Below are 24872 nucleotides of genomic sequence, written 5' to 3' on the forward strand. Positions count from 1 at the left end.
AAGCCGTCCCCCGGAATGAATACTCCTTCCGAGTTTCGTCGCAAGCTCGCGCACAGCTGTAGGGGCGTCGCCCTGGGGGCCGGTTCATGATCCAAATCACTGTTGTCACCCGCCAAGGCGTCCCGGCGGGCCCGTCCTTGTCGGCGAATTTCGGCCCCGAGGGCGGCACCATCGGCCGCGCCGACACCAACACGCTGGTCCTCGACGATCCCGACCGCACCGTCTCGCGCGTGCATGCCCAGGTGCTGTGCCGCGACGGCCAGTACTTCGCCATCGACCGCGGCAGCAACCCGATGCAGTGCAACGGCGTGTCGCTGGGCTCGGGCAAGGAAGCGGCGCTGACAGACGGCGCGCGCCTGGTGGTCGGCAGCTTCGAACTCGTGGTGCGCGTGCAGGCCGCCGCGCCCGCGCCGGCCGCGGCACCGTTCGCGATTCCCGAAACGATCATGGGCCTGTCGAGCGCGAAGTCGGCACCGGCCACCGCGACCAGCGACGATCCCTTCGCCGACCTGCTCGCGGGCCTGGGGTCGCCGCCCGCGCCCGCACCCGCGCCGGGCCGGTCGCCCGCGCCGTCGCCATCCTCGTCGTCGTCATCGTCGTCAGCCGACTCGCTGCTGTTCCCCGATCCCATGGCCACCGGCTCGCGCAATGCGCAGGCCGCGCAGATCGACCCCTTCGCCAACCTGCTCGGCCCCGACCCGGCCTCGGCACCCGCCGGTGGGCTCGGTGCGCTCGACGACTTCTCCGACCTCGGCGCGCCGCCCGCGCACGGCAAGGCCGCGGGCATCGACGAGCTGTTCGGCGGCGCGGCCGGTGGTGGCGGCATCGGCGGCGATCCGCTCGCGCTGTCGCCGCTGGCCGATCCGCTGTTGCAGCCCAACACCGCGAACGATGCCGATCCGCTGGCCGCGCTGCAGCGCGCCGCGCCGGCCACGCCGATGGCGCGTTCCGATCACCTGCCGATCGAGCAGTTCGGCTTCACGCCACCGAAGGCGATCACGCCGCTGCCACCGGCCGCGGTGCCGCCACCGCCCGCGCCCGCGCCCGTCGCGGCACCCATCCCCGCGCCGCGCGCCGCGCCGCCGCCCGAGCTGCCCGCCTTCGACGACATGACGGGCCTGCCGATCCGCATCAGCGGCCCCGATACCGCGGGCCGCCCCCTGCCGCCGTTGTCCGCGCCGCCGCCGGCACCCGCGCCGCGCGCACCCGCGCCCGTTGCCGCCGCGCCCGTCGAGCGCATCGCGAGCGACGACGAGCTGCTGGCCGCCTTCCTGCGCGGCCTCGGCGGCACGCACCAGCCGCCCGAGATGCTCACGCCGGGCCTGATGGAGCGCATCGGCTCGATGCTGCGCAGCGCCACCGAAGGCACGCTGCAGCTGCTGCTCACGCGCCAGGAGTTCAAGCGCGAGGTGCGCGCCGAGGTCACGATGATCGCGGCGCAGGCCAACAACCCGCTGAAGTTCTCGCCCACGGTCGAGGTCGCGCTCGCGCACCTGCTGGGGCCGGGCGTGCGAGGCTTCATGCCGGCCGAGGCCGCGATGCGCGATGCCTTCAACGACCTGCGCGCGCACCAGTTCGGCGTGATGGTCGGCCTGCGCGCGGCGCTGGCGCACGTCATCGCGCGCTTCGAGCCCGAGGAGCTCGAGAAGAAGATCAGTTCGAAGTCGGCGCTCGACGCGCTGTTCGCGGCCAACCGCAAGGCCAAGCTGTGGGACCAGTTCGTGGCGCTGTACGGCGGCATCGCGACGGAGGCCGAGGACGACTTCCACAACCTGTTCGGCAAGGCCTTCCTCGAGGCCTACGAGGCGCAGATGGCGCGCCTGAAATCCGACGACTGAGGCGCGCGCGACCGCTGCACCGCAGAACAAGAACCCACGACACGCACGACCGACGCGAGGAGCCCCGCTTGGAAATCGAAATCGTCACGCTGTCCCGCCAGGGCGGCCGCAGCTACAACGAAGACGTTCACGGCCATTGGCACGACGAGCGCCATGTCGCCTGCCTGGTGGCCGACGGCGCCGGCGGCCATGGCGGCGGCGACGTGGCGGCGGCCACGGTGCGCGCGAGCGTGCTGGGCGCGTTCTCGGCCGGCCCCAGCCTCGACGAGGGCGTGCTGCGCGCCCTGATCGAGCAGGCCAACCGCGACGTGGTGACGCGCCAGGCCGAGGGCGGCACGCTCGCGGGCATGCGCTCCACGGTGGTGTTCGCGGCCATCGACCTCGAGGTCCATGCGCTGGCCTGGGTGCACAGCGGCGACAGCCGGGCCTACCTGTTCCGCGGCGGCGCGATCGTCGCGCGCACCACCGACCACAGCCTGGTGCAGCAGATGGTGGCCGGCGGCATGCTTGACGAGGAGGGCGCGCGCCTGCATCCGCAGCGCAACATGCTGCTGTCGGCGCTGGGCTCGCTCGAGGAGGAACCCGACATCGCGGTGTCGGACCGCATGCGGCTGTTGCCGGGCGACGTGCTGCTGCTGTGCAGCGACGGCGTGTGGGAGCCGCTGGGCGACGAATGCCTGGTCGAGACCCTGCATGCCTCGCGCACGCCCAGCCAGTGGGTCGAGCAGATCGAGGCGCAGATCGTCGCGCGCGCGAAGCCGGGCCACGACAACTACACGGCGCTCACGCTGTGGGTGATCGACGCCGCCGAGGACGAGACGCGGCTGCTGCCGGTCGAGGCGCAGCCCGAGCCGCGCGATCCCGACGACACCGTCCTCGGCTGACGCAACGGGCGGCGCGTGCCGCCTGCTCTTCCTTCTTCTTTCCTCCCGCACAAAAGGAAACGGCCCGCGATGCCCTCTGGCAGAGGGCGCGGGCCGCTTGGCGTGGGACGCGCCGCTCGCGCGGCGAAGTCCCGGTAGATCTCAGCGGGTCTCGGTGGTGGCCACGTTCCAGCCGAACTTGACGTCGCCGGTGGTGGCGCCCTTGTCGTTCTGGGCCTTGTAGGCGAACTCGATGTCCTTGTAGGTCACGACCACGTTCTCGAGCACGTCGCCGCCTTGCGAACCGGCCGGGGCCACGTTCGAGATGAAGACTTCCTTCATCGTGACCTTGAGGTACTCGCCCTGGCCGTCGCCGGACTTGCGGCAGGTCAGGACCGCGTCCTTGAAGTGCTTGCCGCTGACGCAGTTCTTGGCCAGCACGGGCGAGGCCTTGTCGAAGATGTGGACGAAGTTGAAGAAGCCGGGCTGCGCCTTGCCCTTGCCCGAGCCGCCGCCCGAGGCCGCGCCGGAGGTGTTCGCCACGTCCCACGACCACGACAGGATCTCGATCTCGTCCTTGTGATCCTTGTGGGTGGCCTCGCCGGTGACGCCGTCGAACTTGATGTGGAAATCGGATGCCATCTTGCTACTCCTGTGATGCCTGCGATGCGCGGGCGATGGTTGACGAAAGAGAAAGTTTTTTGGGGCTACCGGCCGCTGCGGGTGGGGCTTCGGCCGGTAGTGATCTCAGAACGAAGAAGCGGGCGGGATTTCAAACCCACCCGATGGCCTATGCCGCGCCCTTGGCGGACGGCAGCTTGGAGACCAGGCGCAGCGAGACCGTCAGGCCCTCGAGCTGGTAGTGCGGGCGCAGGAAGAACTTGGAGGAGTAGTAGCCGGGGTTGCCTTCCACCTCCTCGACCACCACCTCGGCCGCGGCCAGCGGCTTCTGGGCCTTGGTGACTTCGGACGAGTTCGCCGGGTCGCCGTCCACGTAGTTCATGATCCACTTGTTGAGCCAGCGCTGCATCTCGTCGCGTTCCTTGAACGAGCCCACCTTGTCGCGCACGATGCACTTGAGGTAGTGCGCGAAGCGGTTGCAGGCGAACAGGTAGGGCAGGCGCGCGGCCAGGTTGGCGTTGGCGGTGGCGTCGGGATCGTCGTACTCGGCCGGCTTGTGCAGCGACTGGGCGCCGATGAAGGCCGCGAAGTCGGAGTTCTTGCGGTGGATCAGCGACAGCAGGCCGGCCTTCGAGAGCTCGGCCTCGCGCCGGTCGCTGATGGCGATCTCGGTCGGGCACTTCTGGTCCACGCCGCCGTCGTCGCTCGGGAAGGTGTGCAGCGGCAGGTTCTCGACCGCGCCGCCCGATTCGATGCCGCGGATGCGCGAACCCCAGCCGTAGAGCTTGTACGAGCGGTTGATGTTGGTGGCCATCGCATAGGCGGCGTTGGCCCAGGCGTACTTGCTGTGGTCGGCGCCGGCGGTGTCCTCCTCGAAGTCGAACTCCTCCACCGGGTTGGTGTTGGCGCCGTAGGGCGTGCGCGCCAGGAAGCGCGGCATGCACAGGCCCAGGTACTTCGCGTCGTCCGACTCGCGCAGCGAGCGCCAGCCGGCGTACTCGGGCGTGAGGAAGATCTTGGTCAGGTCGCGCGGGTTGGCGAGCTCCTGCCACGATTCCATCTGCATCAGGTTCGGGCTCGCGCCGGTGATGAAGGGGGCGTGGGCCGAGGCCGCGATCTTGGCCATCTCGCCGAGCAGCTCGACGTCGGGCGGGCTCTGGTCGAAGTGGTAGTCGCCGACGATGGCGCCGAAGGGCTCGCCGCCGAACTGGCCGTATTCCTGCTCGTAGATCTTCTTGAACATCGGGCTCTGGTCCCAGGCCGCGCCCTTGAACTTCTTGAGGTTCTTGGCGAGCTCCTGCTTGGAGATGTCCATCACCCGGATCTTCAGGTTCTCGTCGGTCTCGGTGTTGTTCACCATGTAGTGCAGGCCGCGCCACGCACTCTCGAGCTTCTGGTAGTCGGGGTGGTGGATGATCCGGTTGACCTGCTCGGTGAGCTTGGCGTCGATCGCCGCGATCATCGACTGGATCGACTTCGTGACGTCCTTGCCGATGACCTCGCTGTTTGCCAGCGCCTGCTGGGCCAGCGTGAGCACGGCGGCTTCGACCGCGCTCTTGGCTTCGTCGCTGCGCGGCTTGAATTCCTTCTGCAGCAGCGACGAAAAGTCGCTGCCCGCGTACGCGACGTCTTTCAACGCGCTCTGTTCGAGTGCTTCGGCCATGGTGGGTTACTCCTCGTGAACCGGATGTGGAAGTCGGAATGGGACAGTGATCAGGCGGCCGGCGGGGTGGTGCCGTCCTCGGGCTTCTTGGTCGCGGCCAGCGACTGCAGCAGCGCCGGGTCCTCGAGCACCTTGGCCAGCAGTTCCTCGGCGCCGTTCTTGCCGTCCATGTAGGTGACGAGGTTCGACAGCTGGGTGCGCGCCTCGAGCAGCTTGTTGAGCGCGCCGACCTTGCGGGCCACGGCGGCGGGCGAGAAGTCCTCCATGTTCTCGAAGGTCAGCTCGACCTTGAGCTCGCCCTCGCCGGTCAGCGAGTTCTCGACCGCGAAGGCCGCGCGCGGCTTCATGGCCTTCATGCGCGAGTCGAAGTTGTCGACGTCGAACTCGAGGAACTTGCGGTCGGTCACGGGCGCCAGCGGGTCGGCGGGCTTGCCCGACAGGTCGGCCAGCACGCCCATCACGAAGGGCAGCTGGATCTTCTTCTCGGCGCCGTAGAGTTCGACGTCGTATTCGATCTGCACCCGGGGCGCCCGGTTGCGGGCGATGAATTTCTGACTGCTCTTGGCCATGGCGATGCTCCTTGCGGGGGTGAAACGGGGTGGGTCGATCCAGGGATGGAAAGGGGGGGGACGAGGAAGAAGAGGCGAGAGGCCTTAGTCCGAAGCGCGGCGACCGGTCACGTTCTCGATCGTGTCGAGCGCGTTCGGCGCGAGGTTGGCCATGATCTCGAGGAAGCTCACGCCGATCAGCTTCTTGGCGCGCTCGATCAATAGCGGCGCGGGATTGCCGGGTTCGGTGGTCTCGAGGAAGCGGATCACGCGGTCGAGCATCTTCAGCGCGTCCTCGCGGGTCTGGATCTCGCCGCGCGCGGCCGCGGGGCGTGCACCGCCAGCGCCCGCGGCAGCCTCGCCGCCGTCTTCCGCGCCCGCCGCGCCGGCTTCCTCGGGCACGCCGATCGCGGCGCTGCAGGCCTTCTGCACGGTGCGCGCGATGGTGCGCAGCGCGCCCAGGTCGATGGCGTCGGAACGGCCGGTGCGCTCCACCAGCAGCGCCTGCAGCTGGTCGATGAGGGCCGGCGCGGCGATCGCGGCCTCGATGCGCTCGGGCTGCGCGGCCTGCAGGGCCTCGAGGCCAGCCTGCAATTGCGGCGCGGAGTAGAGCGGCTCGCCGTTCGCCGCGAGCGTACCCTGGACCACCGCGATGTCGCGCACGCGGATCGAGCCCACGCCCGGCGCCGCGCCGACCTGGGCGTCGTAGAGGTCGCGCAGCACCATGGTCTCGTCGTTCAACGGCGCGAGCGCGTTCAGGCGCATCGTCGGATCGTTGTCGTCGTCGGCATCGAGCGTTGGATGTATGCCGTCCCAGAAGCGGTCGAGCAATCCGGTCAGAAGGCGCAGGCCGGCGACGAAGCCAGGCACGCCCTGCAACCGGGTGGCGGCACGCAGCATCAGCACGGCGGCGCGCACGTCCTTGCTGCGGCGCAGGATGGCGTCCGACTGCTCGGCCACGCTGCGCCAGTCCGGCTCCACCGCGGGAATGACGGTGTCGCCGAACTGCTGTTCGGGCTTGCCCTGCGACGCGGTCACGAGCGCGGTGAAGTCCGCGTCGTACTCGAGGTCGGTGCCGCTCGGCGCGCTGTCGCCGATCGGTGTGAGCAGTGCATCTGCGAGTTCGTTGGTGAGCATGTTGCCTGTTGAATGTGGCTGGTGATAATCAAAGATGCCTCTCAACCGGTCAATGCAACGAAGGGAATAGCATGCGAGCGCTCGGTACACACCATTCGTCCTATGGAGGCCTTCCGGCCACGGCTTCGCGCCGGCACGTGGCGGCCTTCGGCCTCGCTGCCGCGGCGCTCTTTCTCGCGGGCTGCGCGAGCAAGCCGCCCCCCGAAGTGAAGACGCCCGTGTCGCTGACGCTGGTGGCGGGCCCCGATGCCAATCCCGACGCGCGCGGCCGCGCATCGCCGCTCACGGTGCGCGCCTACGTGCTCAAGACGCCGGGCGCCTTCGAGAGCGCCGACTTCTTCTCGCTGTTCGAGAAGGACCAGGCCACGCTCGGCGCCGAGCTGGTGCAGCGCGAGGAAACGCTGCTGCGTCCCGGCGAGAGCCGCAAGTTCGATTTCGTGCTGCAGCCCGACGCCAAGATGATCGGCGTGATGGGCGCGTTCCGCGACCTCGACCGCGCGCGCTGGCGCGAGGTGCGGCCGCTCGAGGTCGGCAAGATCAACACCATCACCGTGACCTACGGCGCGCGCCAGATCCGCATCGATCAGAAGGCGGAGCCGATCAAGGAGAAGTAGGCGCCGCGCGGCGCGGGATCGGGCGGCGTTCACATCGCGTCCAGGCCCGTGTCGCGGTCCGCGGGCGGCAGCCGGCCGGGGCGCACCAGCGAGGCGTCCGCCGGCAGGAAGCGATGGAACAGGTCGCCCGTGAAGGCGCCATTGCCGCCCGCCGCGCCGCCGGCCACCGTCAGGTAGAGGCCGCGCCAGCGCAATCCCCGGGCCTCGCGCGCCTTGCGGCCATGGCTGTCGAACAGCGCCTCGGCCGCCAGCCTGAGCCCCGGCTGCAGGCTTCGCACCCCCTCCACGAACGAATGCACCGCGAGCCGGCCCGAAGCGCCCGACTGCTCGCGCAGCAATCCCATGCGCAGTGCATGCAGTCGCGCGGCGATCGGCTCGAACACCGCATCGAGCCGCTCGGCGGCGCTGCCGGCATCGGGCATCGGCTGTTCCGCCGCCAGCCGATGGCCCAGGGCCTGCGCCAGCACCTCGGGCGGCAGCGTGCCGCGCAGCGCGCCATAGCCTTCGAGCCCCTCGAGACCCGTGACCACGAGGTAGAACGGCAACTGCAGCCGCAGGGTGCGGCCCGCCTCCTCGACCAGCCGGCGCAGCCGCGCGATGCGCATGCGGAAGGCGATCGCGTCGGCCGGCGCCTCGCGCAGCGCCTGCGCCCCGATGCAGGCCACGATGCCGTGCAGCGGCAGACGCTCGCGGCGCTCGGCCAGCGCCAGCAGCGCCGCGAGCCAGAGGGCGCGCGACTGTGGCGCGTCGGCCGGGTCCTCGAGCACGCGCGCATCGATCTCGATGGCGGCCATGGCACCGCCGGTCCACCAGCGCCAGCCGCTGCGCACCGGGCCGGTCGGCGCGTCGTCCGACGGGTCCGCGTCGAGCGGCGAGGCGGCGAGCAGCCCCGGCAGGTCGGCGGCCGCATCGCCGAGGAACAGCAGCCACGGCGCGCTCGGCGTCGCGCAGCGGCCGAAGTCCTCGTCATCGAGGCTCTCGCCGGCGGCACGCGGGCGCGGCGCCAGCCGCAGCCGCTGCTGCGCGCGCGCCATCGCCTCGTGCAGGCGCTCCACGGCCTGCGCATCGGCCGCGCGCGAGGGCGGCCGCAGCGTGGCGATGCGCTGCTGCAGCGCACGCCGACGCGCGCCGCGCCCGGCATCGCGCACCACGGCGCAGAGCACCGCGAAGCCGAGCGCGCACAGCGCGAGCAGCGGCCAGAAGAGGTGGGCGGGCGGCAGGGTGTGCATGGCGGCGGCGCGCGCGTCAGCGCGCCTCGGTCTCGAGGAACACGAAGTCGGCGATCAGCCGGTCGCCGCCCTTGTTGGCCGCGAGCGCCTCGCGCAGCTGCAGCAGGTAGGCCGAGGCCAGTTCGAACGGCGGCCGGTCGGCGGTCTCGTGGAAGGGCATCGGCGAGGAGATCACGGTCACCAGCACGCTGCCGAAGGGCGGGCTCACGAGCCAGCTCGAGGGGATGTCGCGCCCGAGCTCGAGCTTCTCGCCGGCGTGCAGGCGGGTCGGCGCGCGGCCCGCGTTGAGGTGCATCACCGAGCCGTCGGCGGTGTAGTAGTCGACCCACAGCACGCTGTCGTGGCGCGGCGCGGTGACCTCCACGCGCACCGTGTCGCCCTCGCGCAGGCGGCGCTGCCGCGCGGAGGGCAGGTCCAGCCCGAGGCCGTAGGCCTTGTCGGCATTGCGTGCCTGGTAGGGCTTGAGGATCGCGAACACCTCGCAGTGCGGCCAGACGCGCACGCCGAGCTCGAAGCGCGGCGCCTTCACGCCCGGCAGCTGGCCCACGTCGTGCTGCACGTTGGCCACGTCGGCCGGCAGCGAGACGAAGCCGCTGACCTTGAGTGTGCCCCCGGCTTCCACCGCCACCGCGAGGTCGGCGCAGGCATAGCTCTGCAGTTGCTGCTCGACGCGCTGCGCGAGGTCGGTTTCGGGCCGCGGCGCGCCCGCCAGCCAGGCCCACAGCAGGTAGAGCAGCGGCACCAGCAGCGCCAGCGCCGCGCTCGCGCGCAGCAGCGAGCGGTCGCGCCGGTGCATGTCGATCGGGGCCGGCGGGTCGGGCCCGTCGTAGGGCTGGGGCGTGATGTGCTGCTGCGCGAGGCTGCCGAGCGCGAGCGGCTGCTGCCGCAGCTGGCGTGCGTGCAGGTCCTTGAGCTTGCCGAGTTCGCCGCGGTCGCCGTGCTCGAAGTAGTACTGGCCCTTGAAGCCCAGCGCCAGCGCATGCCAGTAGACCTCGCGCACCTCGTCGTCGCGCGCGCCCAGCGCCGACAGGTGGTGGAAGAACTCGCTGTGGGCGTTGTTCGAGGCGAACAGCTGCACCTGCAGCGGTGCCGCGCCCTGGCCCGCGCCCGGGTGGCGCGCGAGGATCTCGTCGATCCAGGCGACCATCGCGAAGGCGGCCGATTCGAGCTGCGCGGGCAGGAGCGGCGTGGCCGCGGCGCGCGCGCGTTCGCGCGCCGCGTCGAGCAGCTGGCGGGCCTGGATCTGCGCGGCGTCGTGCGCGAGCGCGGGGCGGTTCGCGGCGATCGCGGCATCGAGCGCGAGCCCGAACGAGACGAAGGCCGAATAGCAGTCGATCAGGCGGGCCATGAAGACACGCGCGCCGGCTCAGGCCGCGGCGAGGCGCGCAGGCAGCGCCGGGCGCCGCACGAGAGATGCCCTGCACCGGCGCCTGCTTCGTTGGCACATGCCCATGTCTCGCTTCCTTCGGGTTGGCGACCATTCTTCTCAGCGGCCCCGGGGGGCGCCATATCGCTTGGGGCCTATGCCGTTCGTGGAGCGCGCCAGCCTTGCTGCGCGGGGCATTCGCCGGTATCGTCGGCGGTCGCTGAGTCAATGCACGCTGGGGCGAGCTTCGTGACCCCTTCTCAAGCGTTGAAAGGCCTTAAGTCATGAAAATTCTGATCGCCGACGACCACCGGCTTGTCATCGAAGCGGTCAAGGCCAAGTTGTCCGAGCTGGAGCCCGGCATCGAGTTCGTGCTGGTCATGAGCGTCGACGAGCTGCTCGCCGGTGCCACCGACGACCTCGACCTGGCATTGATCGACCTCAACATGCCCGGCGCCGACGGGCAGGCCCACATCGACGAGATCCGCCGCCGCCATCCGGCCGTGCCGGTGATCGTGCTGTCGGGCTACGAAGACCCGGCCATCATGCGCGCCGCCCTCGAGCGCGGCGTGCTCGGCTTCATTCCCAAGGCCTACTCGCCCGAGGTCATGCTGTCGGCCGTGCGGCTGGTGCTGGCCGGCGGCGTCTACGTGCCGCCGATGATGCTGACCGCGCTGCCGCCCGGCATCGTGGCCGGCGTGGCGCCGCAGCCCGGCGCCGACACCGCGCGCGCGCCGGCCTCCTCGCAGACGCTCGAGCACCTGCGCAACGTGCTGACCGAGCGGCAGGTCGAGGTGCTGCAGCTGCTGTCGCAGGGCAAGCCCAACAAGCTGATCGGCCGCAGCCTCGGCATCAGCGAGGGCACGGTCAAGATCCACCTCGCGGCGATCTTCCGCGCGCTCAACGTGCGCAACCGCACCGAGGCGGTGGTGGCGGCGCAGGCCTTGACCGAAGCGCAGGCCTGACCTGACATGACCCAGGCCCGAGACCGTTCGGGCCGCCCCTCTCGTTTCAGCGCCGTTGCGCCGCCTGCGCCACCGCGCGTGGCACCCTCACCCGCATGTCGAGCAGCATCTGCCCCATGCCCTTGCCCAGCGGGTCCATGCGCATCGACGAGGGCCCGCCGCCGTCGAGCGCCCCGTGCAGCAGCAGGTTCATCGCCGCGATGCCCGGCAGGTAAAAGCGCTCGACCTTGCCGTGCACCAGGTGCGCGAAGTAGGCGCCCACCGCCTCGGGCGTGACGCGCGACCACAGCAGCGGCAGCCACTCGGGCCGGCGCGCCACCAGGCCGATGTTCGAGAGGTCGCCCTTGTCGCCGCTGCGGGCCCAGGCCAGGTCGATGAGCCGCAGTTCGACCTGTTCGCCGCCGTCGTCGGCGAAGGGCGGCGGTTCCGCCATCGGCGGCGCGGCACCATCGCCCGCGCCCGGCGGGATCGCCACGGCCTGCCGCTCGCCGTCGATCGTGAACGACACCGGCACCTGCTCCTTGGCGAGCAGGAACGCGAAGGGCTTGATGAGCGGAGACACCGAGGGCCGGCCGCCACCGGGCCCCGTGGTGCCGGGCGACCACGAGGTGCCCGCGGGCGCGATCTCGCGCGCGAAGATCTCGAGCGCGGCCTTCTGCGGATGGTCGACCGCCACGCGCATCATCGCCTCGCGCACGCCGTGGGTGCGCGCATGCGGGCCGTAGAGCGTCTCGGCGCCGATCGCCTCGATGTGGCTGCGCGTGAAGGGCGGCAGGCCCAGGCGCGCGAGGATGCCGCCGGTGCGCTCGAGGATCGCCTCGGCCGTGCGCCGCGCCTTGCGCTCGGCATCGATGCCCACGATCACCAGGCTGCCCGCGCAGCGGAAGCCATCGAGCTGCGTGGCCGAGACCTTGTAGGCCGGCGTCGGCGCGCGGCCGCGCGCGGGGCCCACGCGCACGCGGTCGGGGCCCTCCTGCTCGATCGTCACGGCGCGGAAATCGCAGCTCACGTCGGGCAGCAGGTAGGCGCCGGGGTCGCCGATCTCGTAGAGCAGCTGCTCGGCCACCGCGGCGCGGATCACCTTGCCGCCCGTGCCCTCGGGCTTGGTCACGACGAAGCTGCCGTCGGCCTGGCATTCGACGATCGGGTAGCCGATGTTCGCCCAGTCGGGGATGTCTTCCCAGTCGGTGTGCAGGCCGCCCGTGGCCTGGCAGCCGCATTCGATGATGTGGCCCGCGAGGCTGCCCGAGGCCAGCCGGTCGAAGTCGCCGGGCTGCCAGCCGAACTCGTGCATCAGCGGCCCGAGCGTGACCGCGCTGTCGACGCAGCGGCCCGTGATCACCACGTCGGCGCCCGCAGCCAGCGCGGCGGCGATCGGCAGCGCGCCCAGGTAGGCGTTGGCGCTCAGCACCTTCTCGGGCAGGGCCTCGCCCGTGAACATGTCGCGGGTGTCCGCGGCACGCAGTTCGGCCATGCGCGCGCCGAGGTCGTCGCCCTCGACCACCGCGATGCGCAGCGGCACGCCCTGGGCCTCGGCCAGTGCGCGCAGCGCGGCGGCGCAGCCCTGCGGATGGATGCCGCCCGCGTTGCTCACCACCTTGATGCCCTGGCGCTTGATCTCGGCGAGCACCGGCTTCATCGCGATCTCGACGAAGTCGGTGGCATAGCCGAGCTCGGGCTTCTTCGCGCGCGCCGCGGCCAGGATCGCCATCGTGGTCTCGGCCAGGTAGTCGAACACCAGGTAGTCGAGCCGGCCGTGCTGCACGAGCTGCGGCGCGGCCACCATGCTGTCGCCCCAGAAGCCCGAGGCGCCGCCGATGCGGACGGTCTTGGTCGGTGCGGCGGTGGATGAAGGCATGGCGGTCCTCGGTGGCGGATGGAAGGGCCAGCTTAGCGAGGCGGCCGCGGCGCGGCTTGCGTCGAGTCGCTGCGCCTCGCGTCGCGTCGCGTCGCATCGCCGGGCGCAGCCTGTTGGCGCAAGACCGGCGGGGCGCCCGCCGCTAGCCTCGTGCGCCAAGGAGACACCATGGAATTCCTGGACGCCCCACCGCTGCCCTTCTACTTCTCCGCCGAGCACGAAGCCTTCCGTGCCGGCCTGCGCGCCTTCGTGGCACGCGAGATCGCGCCCTTCGTGACCGAATGGGACGAGGCCGAGACCTTCCCGCGCGAGCTGTACCGGCGCGCGGCCGGGCTCGGCGTGCTGGGCCTGGGCTATCCCGAGGCGCTCGGCGGCACGCCGGCCGACCTGTTCTACCAGCTGATCGTGGCCGAGGAGTTCGCGCGCTGCGGCGCGGGCGGCGTGCAGGCCTCGCTGAACTCGCACAGCATCGCGCTGCCACCGATCCTCAAGGCCGGCAGCGAGGACCTCAAGCAGCGCGTGATCCCGCCGGTGCTGGCCGGCGAGAAGATCGCCGCGCTCGCGATCACCGAGCCCTCGGGCGGTTCCGACGTCGCGGCGCTTCGGACCACCGCGGTGCGCGATGGCGACCACTACGTGGTGAACGGCGAGAAGACCTTCATCACCTCGGGCGTGCGCGCCGACTTCATCACCACCGCCGTGCGCACCGATCCTGCGAACAAGGGGGCGGGCGGCATCTCGCTGCTGGTGATCGAGGGCGACACGCCGGGGCTCGCGCGCACGTCGCTCAAGAAGATGGGCTGGTGGAGCTCCGACACCGCGCACCTGCGTTTCGAGAACTGCCGCGTGCCCGCGCGCAACCTGGTGGGCACGGAGAACCAGGGCTTCAAGCTGGTGATGAACAACTTCAACGGCGAGCGGCTCCTGATGTCGGCGCTGGCCTGCGGCTTCGCCGAGGTCTGCCTCGAGGAGGCGGTGGACTGGGCGCGGCAGCGCGTCTCCTTCGGCGTGCCGCTGGCCGAGCGCCAGGTGGTGCGCCACAAGCTCATGGACATGACCCTGCGCGTCGATGCCGCGCGCACCCTGGTCTACGACCTGGCCTACCGCATCGAGCACGGCCTGGCCGATCCGGCGAAACTCGTGGCGCGCGTGTGCCTCGCGAAGGTGCAGGCCACCCAGGCCATGCAGTTCTGCGCCGACCAGGCGGTGCAGTTGCTGGGCGGCATGGGCTTCATGCGCGGCACGCGCAGCGAACGCATCTACCGCGAGGTCAAGGTGATGATGATCGGCGGCGGATCGGAAGAGATCATGAAGGACCTGGCGGCCCGGCAGCTCGGGCTCTGAAGAACGAGAAGGACAACGCCCACGATGAACGATTCGACGAACGGCCCCAACGCGGAGACCGCGCGCGACCTGCGCGACGAGTACGCCGAGCTCGCCGCGCTGTGCGCCACGCTCACGCCCGAGCAGTGGCGCGCGCCCAGCGTGTTCTACGGCTGGTCGCCCTGGGACGAGATCGCCCACCTGTGCTTCTTCGACCAGACCTCGATGCTCGCGCTGAACGACCCCGAGGCCTTCGTGCGCGATGCCGCGGCGCTCAACGCGCAGTTCGCGCAGGGCCGCGAGATCAGCTCGCTGGCGCGCGAGAAGTACGGCGCGCTCGACGGCCCCGCGATGCTCGCGCTGTGGCAGCCGATCTCGATGCAGCTGGCCGACGCGCTCGCGGCGCTCGACCCGAAGGCGCGGCTGCCGTGGTACGGGCCGATGATGAGCGCGCGCTCGTTCGCGACCGCGCGGCTGATGGAGACCTGGGCCCATGGCCAGGACATCTGGGACCTGATGCGCCGGCGCCGGCCGGCCAGCGCGCGGCTGCGCCACATCGCGCACATCGGCGCCACCACCTTCGGCTGGACCTTCGTCAATCGCCAGCTGCCGGTGCCCGAGCCCGCGCCCTACATCGAGCTCGACGCGCCCGGCGGCCAGACCTGGCGCTGGGGCGATCCGGCCTCGGCGGAATCGGTGCGAGGCGATGCGCTCGACTTCTGCCTGGTCGTGACCCAGCGCCGCCACCTCGCCGACACCGCGCTGCACTGCACGCCGGGCAGCGCGACGCAGTGGCTGTCGATCGCCCAGTGCTTCGCGGGGCCGCCGGCCGATCCGCCGGCGCCGGGCGTGCGCGCGGTGGTCTACGACGCTGCATGAGGACAGGGCGACCGCTGTCGCTGGCGCTGCGCGAGGCGATCGAACCGGCGCTCGCACGGCTGCGCGCGGGCAGCGCCGAGGGCTGCCTGTCGGACCTGACGTTCTCGAACCTCTGGCTGTTCCGCGAGGCCCACGACTACCGCTACATCGGGCCCGAAGACGACGGCTGGCCGCGCATTTCGGGCCGCACCTACGACGGTACGCGCCACCTGGTCCCGCTGTTCGCGCTGCCGCAGGCACCGCCCGAGGCGCTGGCCGCGATGCTCGAAGACCACGACTGCTTCTACCCGCTGTCGCGGCGCGACGTCGAAGGCCTGAGCACCGACCGTTTCGCGCTGAGCGCCTCGCCCGACGACGCCGACTACCTCTACGACGCCAGCCGCTTCGCCGACTACGCCGGCCGCGCGCTGGCCTGGAAGCGCAGCCAGGTGCGGCAACTGCTCGCGCAGTGCACGCCGCGCGCCGAGGCCTTCGGTCCCGCTTCGGCCGGTGCGGCGCTGCGCGTGCTCGAGGCCTGGATGGCGCAGAAGGGCAAGGCCGCGGGCGAAGCCGACGAGGCGCCGTGCCGCGCAGCCATCGCCGATGCGACGGCGCTCGGGCTCGAGGGCTTCGTGCACTTCGCGCACGACGAACCGCTGGGCTTCGTGCTCGCGCAGGAACTGCAGCCCGGCGTGTTCGCGATGCGCTTCGCCAAGGGGCTCGACAGCCACGCGGGCATCTACCCGCACATGTTCCAGCACTTCTGCCAGCAGTTCGAGGCCGGGTTCGGCCGGCCGGTGCGCTGGCTCAACTTCGAGCAGGACATGGGCATCGCGGGCTTCCGGCGCAGCAAGCGTTCGTACGCGCCGGCGGCGATGGTGCAGAAGTTCAGGGCACGGTTATTGCGCTGAGCCGGCGTGGCGACGGGTATTCTTCCGCCGCCCACCGTACCGACCGCATCCGCCGCGAGGAGCCCGCATGACCCGGACCACCGATTCCCTTCATCGACGCTGGCCGCGCGCCGCATCCGCGGTCGTTGCCGCTGTCGCCGCCGGCTTCGCATTCTCGGCCCAGGCCGCCGACTACACCGGCCCGCTGTTCGACACCCACCTGCACTACAACGAAGAGGCCTGGAACGGCAGCAGCGGCCCGTTCCCGCCGGCCGAGGCGCTCGCGCGCATGCAGCGCAACGGTGTGCGCGCCATCGTCGGCAACTCGCGGCCCAACGACGGCACGCGCACGCTCGCGGCGCTGCGCGAGACCCGCGAGGCCGGCGTCACCGTGGTGCCCTTCGTGCGGCTGTACCGCAACCGCGCCGACTACAACAACTGGTTCCGCGACGAGAGCATCCACGAGATGGTGCTGGCCGAACTCGAGCGCGGCACCGCGAACGGGCCCTACCGCGGCATCGGCGAGTTCCATCTCTACGAGAGCGCCAATGCCAACGGCCCGGTCGCGAAGAAACTGATGGCGCTGGCAGAGCGGAAGCAACTCGCCGTGCTCGCGCACGTGGACGACGAGGCAGTCGACCTGCTGATGGCCAACACGCCGAGCCAGGGCCGCGACACGCGCCTGATCTGGGCCCACACCGGCATCGGCGGCACGCCGGTGACGCGCGTGCGCCAGATGCTCGAGCGCTATCCGAAGCTGATGGGCGAGCTGTCGTACCGACCGGGCCTGGTCTGCGAGGGCGGCACGCTGTGCGCGCCGTGGCGCGAGCTGATCCTGGCCTTTCCCGATCGCTTCCTGATCGGCTCCGACACCTGGGTCAACCAGCGCTGGAGCGCCTACGACGAGCTGATGCGCGGCTACCGCGGCTGGCTCGGCGAGCTGCCGCCCGCGGTGGCGCAGCGCGTGGCGTGGGACAACGCGGCCGGGCTGTTCGGCGTGCGCTGATCCCCAGCCACTGGGCACAAGACGCCCCGGGGGGCGCTGCCTAAGCTGCCATGGACTCTTCCGCAGACCATGGCCACCATCGAATCGACCCTCTCCCCCCACGCCGAAGCCTTCCAGGCCAATCGCGCCCACATGCTCGCGCTGCTCGAGCGCGTACGCGGCTGCGAGCAGCGCGCCGCCGCCACCTCGGAGCGCTCGCGCGAACGCTTCGAGAAACGCGGCCAACTGCTGCCGCGCGAGCGGCTGTCGCTGCTGCTCGACCCCGGCACGCCCTTCCTCGAGCTCTGCTCGCTCGCCGGGCTGGGCCTGGACAACCCCGACCTCGACAAGAGCGTGCCCGGCGGCGGCGTGATCGCGGGCATCGGCCAGGTCTCGGGCCTGCGCGTGATGGTCAATGCCTCCGACTCGGGCATCGACGCCGGCGCGCTGCAGCCCATGGGCATCCCGAAGCAGCTGCGCATCCAGGAACTCGCGCTCGAGAACCGGCTGCCCTACGTGCAGCTGGTCGAGAGCGCGGGCGCCAACCTCATGACCTACAAGGTCGAGGAATTCGTGACCGGCGGCAGCCTGTTCCGCAACCTCGCGCGGCTGTCGGCCGCCGGCCTGCCGGTGCTGACGGTCACGCACGGTTCCTCGACCGCGGGCGGCGCCTACCAGACCGGCCTGTCGGACTACATCGTGATGGTGCGCGACCGCTCGCGCGCCTTCCTCGCGGGGCCGCCGCTCTTGAAGGCCGCCACGGGCGAGATCGCGACCGAGGAGGAACTGGGCGGCGCGCTCATGCACAGCTCGGTGTCGGGGCTCGGCGACTACCTGGCCGAGGACGACCGCGACGCGATCCGCATCGCGCGCGAGATCCTCGCCCACATCGACTGGAACCGCGAGCTGCCGGCGCCGCCGCCGCGGCGCTTCAAGCCGCCGCGCTTCGATGCCGAGGAGCTGCTGGGCATCATGCCGGCCGACCTCAAGCGGCCGGTCGACATGAAGCAGGTGATCGCGCGCATCGCCGACGACTCCGAGTTCCTCGAGTTCGGCGCCGGCTACGGCAGCGCCACCGTGGTCGGCCACTTCAAGATCGAAGGGCTGCCCGTGGGCGTGGTCACCAACAACGGCCCGATCGACAACGCGGGCGCCACCAAGGCCGCCCATTTCATCCAGGCCTGCTGCCAGTCGCGCACGCCGATCCTCTACCTGCAGAACACCACCGGCTTCATGGTTGGGCGCGCGCACGAGGAGGGCGGGATGATCAAGCACGGCTCGAAGATGATCCAGGCCGTGACCAACGCGACCGTGCCGCAGATCACCATCCATTGCGGCGCTTCGTTCGGCGCCGGCAACTACGGCATGTGCGGGCGCGGCTTCCATCCGCGCTTCTGCTTCTCGTGGCCCAACGCGCGCACCGCGGTGATGGGCGGCGAGCAGGCGGCGCAGACCATGGTCAACGTGACCGAGGCCGCGATGCGGCGCAAGGGCGGCGAGGTCGACCGCGCCAAGCTCGCGGAGATGGAGCGCCGCATCGTCGAGCGCTTCGACAGCCAGATGAGCGTGTTCACCACCAGCGCGCACGTGCTCGACGACGGCGTGATCGATCCGCGCGACACGCGCGCCGTGCTCGCGAAGCTGCTGGCCGTGTGCCGCGAGGCCGAGCTGCGCGAGCCGCAGCCCATGCAGTTCTCGGTGGCGCGGCCATGAGCGAGGGGAAGCAGTCCATGAACCAGTCAACGCCCTTCCACAAGATCCTGATTGCCAACCGCGGCGAGATCGCGCTGCGTGTGATGCGCAGCGCGCGCGCGCTCGGCTACCGCACGGTGGCGGTGTATTCGAGCGCCGATGCCGGTGCGCGCCACGTGCGCGAGGCCGACCAGGCCGTGTGCATCGGCGAGGCGCTGCCCGCGCAGTCCTACCTGCGCATCGAGGCCATCGTCGAGGCCGCGCGCCGCACCGGTGCCGACGCGGTGCATCCGGGCTACGGCTTCCTGGCCGAGAACGCCGCCTTCGCGCGCGCCTGCGCGGAGGCCGGGCTGGTCTTCATCGGGCCCTCGGCCGAGGCCATCGAGGCCATGGGCCACAAGGCCGGCGCCAAGGCGCTGATGCAGGCCGCGGGCGTGCCCTGCATTCCGGGCTACCAGGGCGAGGATCAAGGCGAGGAGCGGCTCGCGCGGGAGGCCGCGCGCATCGGCTTCCCGGTGATGATCAAGGCCACGGCCGGCGGCGGCGGGCGCGGCATGCGGCTGGTGCCGTCGGCCGAGGAGTTCGCGCCCCTGTTGCGCAGCGCGCGTTCGGAGGCGCAGAGCGCCTTCGGCGATCCCGAGGTGATCCTCGAGCGCGCGATCGCGCAGCCGCGGCACATCGAGATCCAGGTCTTCGCCGACCGCCACGGCCATGCCATCCACCTGGGCGAGCGCGACTGCTCGGTGCAGCGGCGGCACCAGAAGCTGATCGAGGAGGCACCTTCGCCGGCGGTGGACGGCGCGCTGCGCGAGCGCATGGGCGCGGCCGCGGTGGCGGCCGTGAAGGCGATCCGCTACGAGGGTGCGGGCACGCTCGAGTTCCTGCTCGACGGCGACGGCAACTTCTACTTCATGGAGATGAACACGCGGCTGCAGGTCGAGCATCCGGTGACCGAGGCCGTGACCGGCCTCGACCTGGTGGAACTGCAGCTGCGCGTGGCCGCGGGCGAGCCGCTGCCGCTCGCGCAGCAGGACGTGCGCTTCGAAGGCCATGCGATCGAGGTGCGGCTGTGCGCCGAGGACGCGGCGCAGGGCTTCGTGCCACAGAGCGGCACGCTCGCGCTGTGGAAGATGCCCCCGCAACTGCGCGCCGAGCATGCGCTGCATTCGGGCGCCGAGGTGCCGCCGTATTACGACTCGATGATCGCCAAGCTCGTGGCGCACGGCCGCACGCGCGAGGAGGCGCGGCGCAAGCTGGCCACGGGGCTCGAGGACGCGGTGGCGCTGGGCGTGACCACCAACCAGGCCTTTCTGCGCGCCTGCCTCGTGCATCCGGTGTTCGCGGCGGGCGGTGCCACCACGGCCTTCATCGGCGAGCACCAGGCGGCGCTGCTGCAGGCCGACGAGGCCGCGGCCGCACGCGCGGCCGCGCTCGCGGCGGTGCTGCTGTACGAGCGCGTCGACGACACGCAGGCGCGGCGGCTGCCGCACAAGCTGCCGATCTCGCTGCGCTTCGAGCTCGCGGGGCAGGTGCGGCATGCGAGCGTCGCGTTGATCGCGTCGCGCCGGTTCCAGGTCAGGCTCGATGAAAAGGCCTTCGCGATCGAGCTGATCGAGCACGGCGACGACAGCGTGCGCTTCGCCTGCGATGGCGTGCACGAGAGCGCCGCGTACTGGCGCGACGGCACCTTGCTGTGGCTGCAGTACCGCGACCGCGCGCTGCGCATCGAGGACACCACGCGCGCGGCTTCCGCGCGCCAGGGCGGCGCGGGCGGTGGCGACGGCAAGCTGCGCGCCTCCATGAACGGCCGCGTGGTCGCGGTGCTGGCCGAGCCCGGCCAGTCCGTGCGCGCGGGGCAGCCGCTGCTCACGCTCGAGGCGATGAAGATGGAGCACGTGCACGCCGCGCCGGTGAGCGGCCGGCTGGCCGCGCTGCATGTGCGTATCGGCGACCAGGTCGAGGCGCGCCGTGTCGTGGCCGAGATCGAGGTCGATGCCCCCGTTGCCGAAGGAGTCGCGCCATGAGCACCGCCGCCGTATTGCACGAGAAGCGCGACCGCGCCTTCTGGATCACCATCAATCGTCCCGACAAGCGCAATGCGCTCAACGCGGAGGTGGTGGCCGGCATTCGCGAAGGCTGGCGGCTCGCGCATGCCGACCCCGAGGTGCGCGCCATCGTGCTGACCGGCGCGGGCGAGAAGGCCTTCTGCGCCGGCGGCGACCTGCAGCCCGGCGCGGGCTTCGCGTTCGACCTCGCGCAGCCCACGCTCGACTACGCCGACCTGCTGCGCGAGACGCAGGCCGGCACCCTGCCGAGCATCGCGCGCATCAACGGCACCTGCATGGCCGGCGGCATCGGCCTCTTGTGCATGACCGACCTCGCGGTGGCCGCCGACACGGTGCAGTTCGGCCTGCCCGAAGTGAAGATCGGCCTGTTCCCGATGCAGGTGCTGAGCCTGCTGCAGCGCATCGTGCCGCGCCGCACCCTGCGCGAGTGGTGCCTGAGCGGCGAGCCCTTCGGCGCGGCCGAGGCGAAGGAAGCCGGCCTGCTGAACCACGTGGTGCCGGCCGACGCACTCGATGCGAAGACGCAATGGCTGCTCGAGCGCCTGACCGACAAGTCGCCGACCGCGATCCGCCGCGGCAAGTACGCAATGCGCGCGCTCGAGGCCATGTCCTTCGACGAAGGCATCGCTTTCACCGAGGGGCAGATCGCGCTGCTCGCGGGCACGCAGGATGCGAAGGAAGGGCTGGCCTCGTTCAACGAGAAGCGCAGGCCGGTCTGGACCGGGCGCTGAGCGGGCATCGGCGGCGACCGGTCCCGGTCGCCTGAAGACTTTCTGCCTCAGGCCGGCTGCGTGGCCGGCGCGGTGCCGTGGCCGGTTGCGCATCGCCCGTGTCACATGCGATTCATGTTCGGGAGAACTCCTCGCCCTGAGGCCCCGAAAAGCCCCGGCCGCGCGCGACAGGCGCGAATCCTCCCGAGCTTCTGGCATCAGGCTGACATGCGCCGTTGCGATCATCCTTGCTCGGAAACGGTATCGACCTGGAGCGAAGATCATGGCCGCAGTGTTCCCCGGAAAGAAACATCTGCGGCTTCGGAAGCAGGGATTCACGCTCATCGAACTGATGGTGGTGCTGGTGATCATGGGCGTGCTCGCCGCGCTGATCGTGCCCAACCTGATGAACCGCCCGGACCAGGCGCGCGCGATCGCCGCGCGGCAGGACGTGGGCTCGATCATGCAGGCGCTCAAGCTATACCGGCTCGACAACGGCGAGTACCCCAGCGGTTCCCAGGGACTGCGCGCGCTGGTCGAGAAGCCGACCGCAGGCAAGGTGCCGCAGAACTGGCGCAGTTACCTCGAGCGCTTGCCGGCCGATCCCTGGGGCAAGCCCTATCAGTACCTCAACCCCGGCACCAACGGCGAGATCGACGTGTTCTCGCTCGGCGCCGACGGTGAGCCGGGCGGAGAGAAGGCCAACGCCGACATCGGTTCCTGGCAGCTGTAGGTGGTATCGATGGGTGTCGTTCGGGCGCTGCCCGCGGGCCTGCAAGGCCGGTCGCGCGGCATGGCGGTCGTGAGCATGCTGCTCGTGGTCGCGGTGATCGCGGTGCTGGCGGCGGCCCTGCTCTCGCGGCAGACCGCGGCCATCCGCGCGGCGCAGTCGGAGCAGACCCGGGCACAGGGCTACTGGCTGTTGCGCGGCGAGATCGCCCGCGCGCAGCAGCTGCTTCGGCTGCAGGCGCAGCGCGAACCCGCCACGCGCCTGGACGGCGCATGGAACCGGCCGGTTGCCGGCCAGGTGCTCGGGCAGATCGAGGGCGCGCCCGCGCGCGTATTCACCGAAATCGTCGACGAGCAGTCCAAGTTCAACCTGCGCAACCTGCTGAGCTACCGGCGCGTCGATCCGGCGGAGAGCGGTGCGTTCCTGCGCCTGTGCGCGCTGGTCGGCGTGCCGCCCGACCAGGCCGGACGCATCGCCCGCAGGGTGGTCGCCAGCTTGGCCGAGGCGGACCCGCCGCGCGATGCGCTGACCGATCCCGAGGAGGTCGAGGCACAGCGCGCGGCCGAGCTGCAGCTGGGCATCGACGGCGTGCCCGCGCGCGACCAGGCGCCGCGCCTGCGCACGGTCGAGGACCTGCTGGCCGTTCCGGGCGTGAGCGCCGACAGCGTCGCGCGCCTGCGCCCCTACGTCACCGTGCTGCCGCAACGCACGTGGATCAACGCCAACACCGCGAAGCCCGAGGTGCTGGCCGCATGGGTGCCCGGCCTGTCGCTGGACCGCGCGCGCGCCGTGCTGCAGGCGCGCGACCAGGGCCAGTGGTTCGTCAACCGCGGCGACTTCGTGAACCGGCTGCAGATGCCCGAGCTCGACGAGGGCCAGGTCCTGATCGGCATCGTGAGCCAGTGGTTTCGCGTCTACAGCGCACTGGAGATGCCGCGCACGACGCTGCTGATGCAGGCGCTGATCCACGACGATAAAGAAGTGCTGCCGCAGGTGACCTGGCTGAGGGAGGGCGCATGAGGATGAGCGGCGCATGTTGCTCGCTGCTTCGCGCGCGGTCACGCTCGTGCGCCGGGCGTCGATGCCGTCGGGCGGGAGGCCGCTGAGATGACGCGCATCGACCTGCTGCGGCTCATGCTGCCGCCGGCACGAAGCATCGGCACGGCGCCCGTGCGCTGCGCCTGGCGCCTGCCCGACGGACGCTGGCAGGGCGAGGTGTTCGAGCGCCTGGAACTCATCGGTGCCCGCTGGCAGGCGCGGCGCATCGAGGCCTGTCCGCATCCAGGCGACGTCTCGATGACGAGGATCACGCTGCCGCCGTTGCCGGCCGCGCGCCAGCGTGTCGCGGTGCTCGGCGCGATCGAGCTGCTCGCGCTGACGCCACCGGGCGATCTCGCCGTGGGTTTCGGCCCGCGCGCCGACGACGCCACGGTGCCGGTGGCCTGGATGAACGCCAACGTCCTCGCGGCCTGCATGCAGGCGCTGCGGCAGCACGGGCTCGCACCGCATGCGGTGTATCCGCCGCCGGCCTTCCTGCCCGATGCCGCCGGCCAGCCTGGGCTCGAAGGCTCGGCGAGCGCGGTCCGCATCGACGATTGGGCGGTGGTTCGCTGCGCAGGCGACGACGGCATCGTGCAACCCGTGCTCGCGGGAAGCGACGATCCGGCGAGGCTGCAGGCGCTGTCGCCGGGAGCACGCCGGCTGCACTGGCTGTCGGACGGCGGCGATGACGCGGTGGGCGTGCCTTTCACCGGCACGGGATGGCAGTGGACCTTGCCGATGGACGGGCGCCGGGCCGGCGCCGCCGGGGCCCGCTGGATGCGGCCAGCCATCGGCTGGGGCGTGGCCGCCGCCGCCGTGTGGCTGCTGGGCCTCGACCTCCACGCATCGCGGGTGGCGATCGAGGGCCAGGCGTTGACGCGGCAGATGGCGGCGCGGGTCAAGGCCGCCTTTCCCGAGGTGCCGGTGGTCCTCAATCCATTGCAGCAGGCGCGGCAGTTGCGGGACGCGCGCCGTGCGAGCGTTGCCGGCGGCGCCGGCAACGCGGTGGAGCCGAATTTCTCGGCGCTCGTGCAAGCCTTGGCCGCGGTGCTCGCGCAGGCCGAGGGACAGGTTCAGGGCATGGAGTTCGGCGATGGACTGCTGCGCATCCGCTGGCGCGAAGGCGTGGTGCCGGGCGCGGAGGAACTGAAGGCGCTGCAGGCACGTGCCTCGGCGCACGGACTGGCCATCGAGGCCGAGACGGGCGGCCTGCGCGTGCAGGCCGCCGCGGCGCCGTCGACCACCGCCGGAGCGCAGCCATGAGCGCGCGCCTCGATGCGCCCGCGCGCGGCGCTCCGGCCCCGCGGTGGCGGGAGCCGATGGCGCGTCTTCGCGCGCGCGCGCAGCCACTGCTCGCGCAGTTCCAGGACCGCTGGCGTGGCCTTTCGGGGCGCGAGCGCCTGCAGGTCATGGCGATGGTCGTCGTGGTGGTGCTGGCCGCCGCCTGGCTGCTGCTGGCCAGACCGGCACTGGACACGCTGGCGTACTGGGATGGCGAGTTGCCGCGCCTGCGTTCGCAGGCCGCGGCGCTCGAGGAGGTGCTGGCCGACGTCGGCCATCCGACCGCGGATACGGCCGTCGCGCCCGCCGCGCGCGACCCGGCCGCGCGCGTTCGCGCCAGTCTGGCGGAGGCGGGCCTGGCCGATGCCTACCGGCTGCGCGAGGACGGCGCCATGCTGAAGATCGATTTCGAGCGCTCCGCGGATGACGCGCGGGTGATTGCCTGGATGCTGGACGCACCGCCGGCCCTGGGCATGGCGGTGCAGCGGGCGGCATTGCAGCGCTCCGGCGACGGCGCTCCGGCCGATCGGCGGAGCCATCTGCGCGCCAGCGTGACGCTCGCGGTGCAAGGACAACCAGGGAACGGATCATGAT

At 71.4% G+C, this 24872-nt stretch carries 22 protein-coding genes; 15 read left to right on the forward strand and 7 right to left on the reverse strand.

Going from position 1 to position 24872, the window contains the following annotated elements:
* The first annotated feature begins 137 nt into the window (after positions 1 to 137).
* Together tagH and AC07RM_RS39130 are read left to right on the forward strand one after the other, a co-directional pair.
* Complete coding sequence (gene tagH, locus AC07RM_RS39125; protein ID WP_495337916.1) at positions 138 to 1838, forward strand: type VI secretion system-associated FHA domain protein TagH; 1701 nt, start codon at positions 138 to 140, stop codon at positions 1836 to 1838.
* A 68-nt stretch (positions 1839 to 1906) separates the two neighbouring features.
* A complete protein-coding gene (locus tag AC07RM_RS39130) occupies positions 1907 to 2722 on the forward strand; it encodes a PP2C family protein-serine/threonine phosphatase (protein ID WP_398492870.1) in 816 nt (271 codons plus the stop codon).
* 141 nt (positions 2723 to 2863) lie between these two features.
* Here the strand turns inward: AC07RM_RS39130 and AC07RM_RS39135 are convergent, their stop codons facing one another.
* From AC07RM_RS39135 to tssA, 4 genes are all read right to left on the reverse strand, one after another.
* Entirely contained in the window at positions 2864 to 3343 is a 480-nt protein-coding gene (locus AC07RM_RS39135) for an Hcp family type VI secretion system effector (protein ID WP_093350855.1), read from the reverse strand.
* A gap of 148 nt (positions 3344 to 3491) precedes the next feature.
* The gene (gene tssC / locus AC07RM_RS39140) at positions 3492 to 4985 is read right to left on the reverse strand and encodes a type VI secretion system contractile sheath large subunit (protein ID WP_093350857.1); all 1494 of its coding nucleotides are present in this window, start codon (positions 4983 to 4985) and stop codon (positions 3492 to 3494) included.
* 50 nt (positions 4986 to 5035) lie between these two features.
* On the reverse strand, positions 5036 to 5554 hold the full coding sequence (tssB, locus tag AC07RM_RS39145; protein WP_093350860.1) for a type VI secretion system contractile sheath small subunit: 519 nt from the start codon (positions 5552 to 5554) through the stop codon (positions 5036 to 5038).
* Between the two features lie 84 nt (positions 5555 to 5638).
* Entirely contained in the window at positions 5639 to 6670 is a 1032-nt protein-coding gene (tssA, locus tag AC07RM_RS39150) for a type VI secretion system protein TssA (RefSeq protein WP_495337917.1), read from the reverse strand.
* Positions 6671 to 6807: 137 nt separating this feature from the next.
* Between tssA and tssJ the strand changes: the two genes are divergently transcribed.
* Positions 6808 to 7284 (forward strand): type VI secretion system lipoprotein TssJ, encoded by a 477-nt coding sequence (tssJ, locus tag AC07RM_RS39155; protein WP_296781247.1) that lies wholly within the window; start codon positions 6808 to 6810, stop codon positions 7282 to 7284.
* Between the two features lie 29 nt (positions 7285 to 7313).
* On the opposite strand, the gene AC07RM_RS39160 is transcribed toward tssJ, so the two are convergent.
* Positions 7314 to 8513: a type VI secretion protein IcmF/TssM N-terminal domain-containing protein gene (locus tag AC07RM_RS39160; protein WP_495337918.1), complete on the reverse strand. Its 1200-nt coding sequence runs from the start codon at positions 8511 to 8513 to the stop codon at positions 7314 to 7316.
* 16 nt (positions 8514 to 8529) lie between these two features.
* Positions 8530 to 9861 (reverse strand): DotU family type IV/VI secretion system protein, encoded by a 1332-nt coding sequence (locus AC07RM_RS39165; RefSeq protein ID WP_495337919.1) that lies wholly within the window; start codon positions 9859 to 9861, stop codon positions 8530 to 8532.
* 302 nt (positions 9862 to 10163) lie between these two features.
* Here AC07RM_RS39165 and AC07RM_RS39170 point away from each other — a divergent pair, with 302 nt between their 5' ends.
* Positions 10164 to 10844, forward strand: a complete 681-nt coding sequence (locus tag AC07RM_RS39170) for a response regulator transcription factor (RefSeq protein WP_093350872.1) — start codon at positions 10164 to 10166, stop codon at positions 10842 to 10844.
* A gap of 46 nt (positions 10845 to 10890) precedes the next feature.
* Here the strand turns inward: AC07RM_RS39170 and AC07RM_RS39175 are convergent, their stop codons facing one another.
* Complete coding sequence (locus AC07RM_RS39175) at positions 10891 to 12702, reverse strand: acyclic terpene utilization AtuA family protein (protein WP_495337920.1); 1812 nt, start codon at positions 12700 to 12702, stop codon at positions 10891 to 10893.
* Positions 12703 to 12870: 168 nt separating this feature from the next.
* Here AC07RM_RS39175 and AC07RM_RS39180 point away from each other — a divergent pair, with 168 nt between their 5' ends.
* The 11 genes from AC07RM_RS39180 to AC07RM_RS39230 all read left to right on the forward strand — a co-directional run bounded on the left by AC07RM_RS39180 (position 12871) and on the right by AC07RM_RS39230 (position 24871).
* A complete protein-coding gene (locus tag AC07RM_RS39180) occupies positions 12871 to 14046 on the forward strand; it encodes an acyl-CoA dehydrogenase family protein (protein ID WP_495337921.1) in 1176 nt (391 codons plus the stop codon).
* Between the two features lie 24 nt (positions 14047 to 14070).
* Positions 14071 to 14904, forward strand: a complete 834-nt coding sequence (locus AC07RM_RS39185; RefSeq protein ID WP_495337922.1) for a TIGR03084 family metal-binding protein — start codon at positions 14071 to 14073, stop codon at positions 14902 to 14904.
* Positions 14901 to 15794 carry a phosphatidylglycerol lysyltransferase domain-containing protein gene (locus AC07RM_RS39190; protein WP_495337923.1) on the forward strand — a complete coding sequence of 298 codons (894 nt, stop codon included), beginning with the start codon at positions 14901 to 14903 and terminating at the stop codon, positions 15792 to 15794. The genes AC07RM_RS39185 and AC07RM_RS39190 overlap by 4 nt, the downstream gene beginning before the upstream one ends.
* A gap of 67 nt (positions 15795 to 15861) precedes the next feature.
* Positions 15862 to 16779: an amidohydrolase family protein gene (locus AC07RM_RS39195; RefSeq protein ID WP_495337924.1), complete on the forward strand. Its 918-nt coding sequence runs from the start codon at positions 15862 to 15864 to the stop codon at positions 16777 to 16779.
* A 69-nt stretch (positions 16780 to 16848) separates the two neighbouring features.
* Positions 16849 to 18471 carry an acyl-CoA carboxylase subunit beta gene (locus AC07RM_RS39200; RefSeq protein WP_495337925.1) on the forward strand — a complete coding sequence of 541 codons (1623 nt, stop codon included), beginning with the start codon at positions 16849 to 16851 and terminating at the stop codon, positions 18469 to 18471.
* 17 nt (positions 18472 to 18488) lie between these two features.
* Positions 18489 to 20474 carry an acetyl/propionyl/methylcrotonyl-CoA carboxylase subunit alpha gene (locus AC07RM_RS39205; protein WP_495337927.1) on the forward strand — a complete coding sequence of 662 codons (1986 nt, stop codon included), beginning with the start codon at positions 18489 to 18491 and terminating at the stop codon, positions 20472 to 20474.
* Positions 20471 to 21247: an enoyl-CoA hydratase/isomerase family protein gene (locus tag AC07RM_RS39210; RefSeq protein ID WP_093350894.1), complete on the forward strand. Its 777-nt coding sequence runs from the start codon at positions 20471 to 20473 to the stop codon at positions 21245 to 21247. The genes AC07RM_RS39205 and AC07RM_RS39210 overlap by 4 nt, the downstream gene beginning before the upstream one ends.
* A 262-nt stretch (positions 21248 to 21509) precedes the next feature.
* A complete protein-coding gene (gene gspG, locus AC07RM_RS39215; protein WP_495337928.1) occupies positions 21510 to 21959 on the forward strand; it encodes a type II secretion system major pseudopilin GspG in 450 nt (149 codons plus the stop codon).
* Between the two features lie 9 nt (positions 21960 to 21968).
* The gene (gspK, locus tag AC07RM_RS39220; RefSeq protein ID WP_495337929.1) at positions 21969 to 22976 is read left to right on the forward strand and encodes a type II secretion system minor pseudopilin GspK; all 1008 of its coding nucleotides are present in this window, start codon (positions 21969 to 21971) and stop codon (positions 22974 to 22976) included.
* A gap of 87 nt (positions 22977 to 23063) precedes the next feature.
* Entirely contained in the window at positions 23064 to 24260 is a 1197-nt protein-coding gene (gene gspL / locus AC07RM_RS39225) for a type II secretion system protein GspL (protein ID WP_495337930.1), read from the forward strand.
* A complete protein-coding gene (locus AC07RM_RS39230; RefSeq protein ID WP_495337931.1) occupies positions 24257 to 24871 on the forward strand; it encodes a hypothetical protein in 615 nt (204 codons plus the stop codon). Before gspL ends, AC07RM_RS39230 begins: the two co-directional genes overlap by 4 nt.
* Position 24872: the final 1 nt, after the last annotated feature.

It is taken from the genome of Variovorax sp. GW821-FHT09B05, from assembly GCF_059418265.1.

Excerpts from the sequence above, each read along its gene's own strand:
- AC07RM_RS39160 (WP_495337918.1), bottom strand. The coding sequence starts at position 8,513 with ATGCACACCCTGCCGCCCGCCCACCTCTTCTGGCCGCTGCTCGCGCTG.
- AC07RM_RS39135 (WP_093350855.1), bottom strand. The coding sequence starts at position 3,343 with ATGGCATCCGATTTCCACATCAAGTTCGACGGCGTCACCGGCGAGGCC.
- AC07RM_RS39195 (WP_495337924.1), top strand. The coding sequence starts at position 15,862 with ATGACCCGGACCACCGATTCCCTTCATCGACGCTGGCCGCGCGCCGCA.
- gspL (WP_495337930.1), top strand. The coding sequence starts at position 23,064 with ATGACGCGCATCGACCTGCTGCGGCTCATGCTGCCGCCGGCACGAAGC.
- AC07RM_RS39230 (WP_495337931.1), top strand. The coding sequence starts at position 24,257 with ATGAGCGCGCGCCTCGATGCGCCCGCGCGCGGCGCTCCGGCCCCGCGG.
- AC07RM_RS39200 (WP_495337925.1), top strand. The coding sequence starts at position 16,849 with ATGGCCACCATCGAATCGACCCTCTCCCCCCACGCCGAAGCCTTCCAG.
- gspG (WP_495337928.1), top strand. The coding sequence starts at position 21,510 with ATGGCCGCAGTGTTCCCCGGAAAGAAACATCTGCGGCTTCGGAAGCAG.
- tssC (WP_093350857.1), bottom strand. The coding sequence starts at position 4,985 with ATGGCCGAAGCACTCGAACAGAGCGCGTTGAAAGACGTCGCGTACGCG.
- AC07RM_RS39165 (WP_495337919.1), bottom strand. The coding sequence starts at position 9,861 with ATGGCCCGCCTGATCGACTGCTATTCGGCCTTCGTCTCGTTCGGGCTC.
- AC07RM_RS39205 (WP_495337927.1), top strand. The coding sequence starts at position 18,489 with ATGAACCAGTCAACGCCCTTCCACAAGATCCTGATTGCCAACCGCGGC.
- AC07RM_RS39170 (WP_093350872.1), top strand. The coding sequence starts at position 10,164 with ATGAAAATTCTGATCGCCGACGACCACCGGCTTGTCATCGAAGCGGTC.
- tssB (WP_093350860.1), bottom strand. The coding sequence starts at position 5,554 with ATGGCCAAGAGCAGTCAGAAATTCATCGCCCGCAACCGGGCGCCCCGG.
- gspK (WP_495337929.1), top strand. The coding sequence starts at position 21,969 with ATGGGTGTCGTTCGGGCGCTGCCCGCGGGCCTGCAAGGCCGGTCGCGC.
- AC07RM_RS39190 (WP_495337923.1), top strand. The coding sequence starts at position 14,901 with ATGAGGACAGGGCGACCGCTGTCGCTGGCGCTGCGCGAGGCGATCGAA.
- AC07RM_RS39180 (WP_495337921.1), top strand. The coding sequence starts at position 12,871 with ATGGAATTCCTGGACGCCCCACCGCTGCCCTTCTACTTCTCCGCCGAG.
- AC07RM_RS39175 (WP_495337920.1), bottom strand. The coding sequence starts at position 12,702 with ATGCCTTCATCCACCGCCGCACCGACCAAGACCGTCCGCATCGGCGGC.
- tssA (WP_495337917.1), bottom strand. The coding sequence starts at position 6,670 with ATGCTCACCAACGAACTCGCAGATGCACTGCTCACACCGATCGGCGAC.
- AC07RM_RS39185 (WP_495337922.1), top strand. The coding sequence starts at position 14,071 with ATGAACGATTCGACGAACGGCCCCAACGCGGAGACCGCGCGCGACCTG.
- AC07RM_RS39210 (WP_093350894.1), top strand. The coding sequence starts at position 20,471 with ATGAGCACCGCCGCCGTATTGCACGAGAAGCGCGACCGCGCCTTCTGG.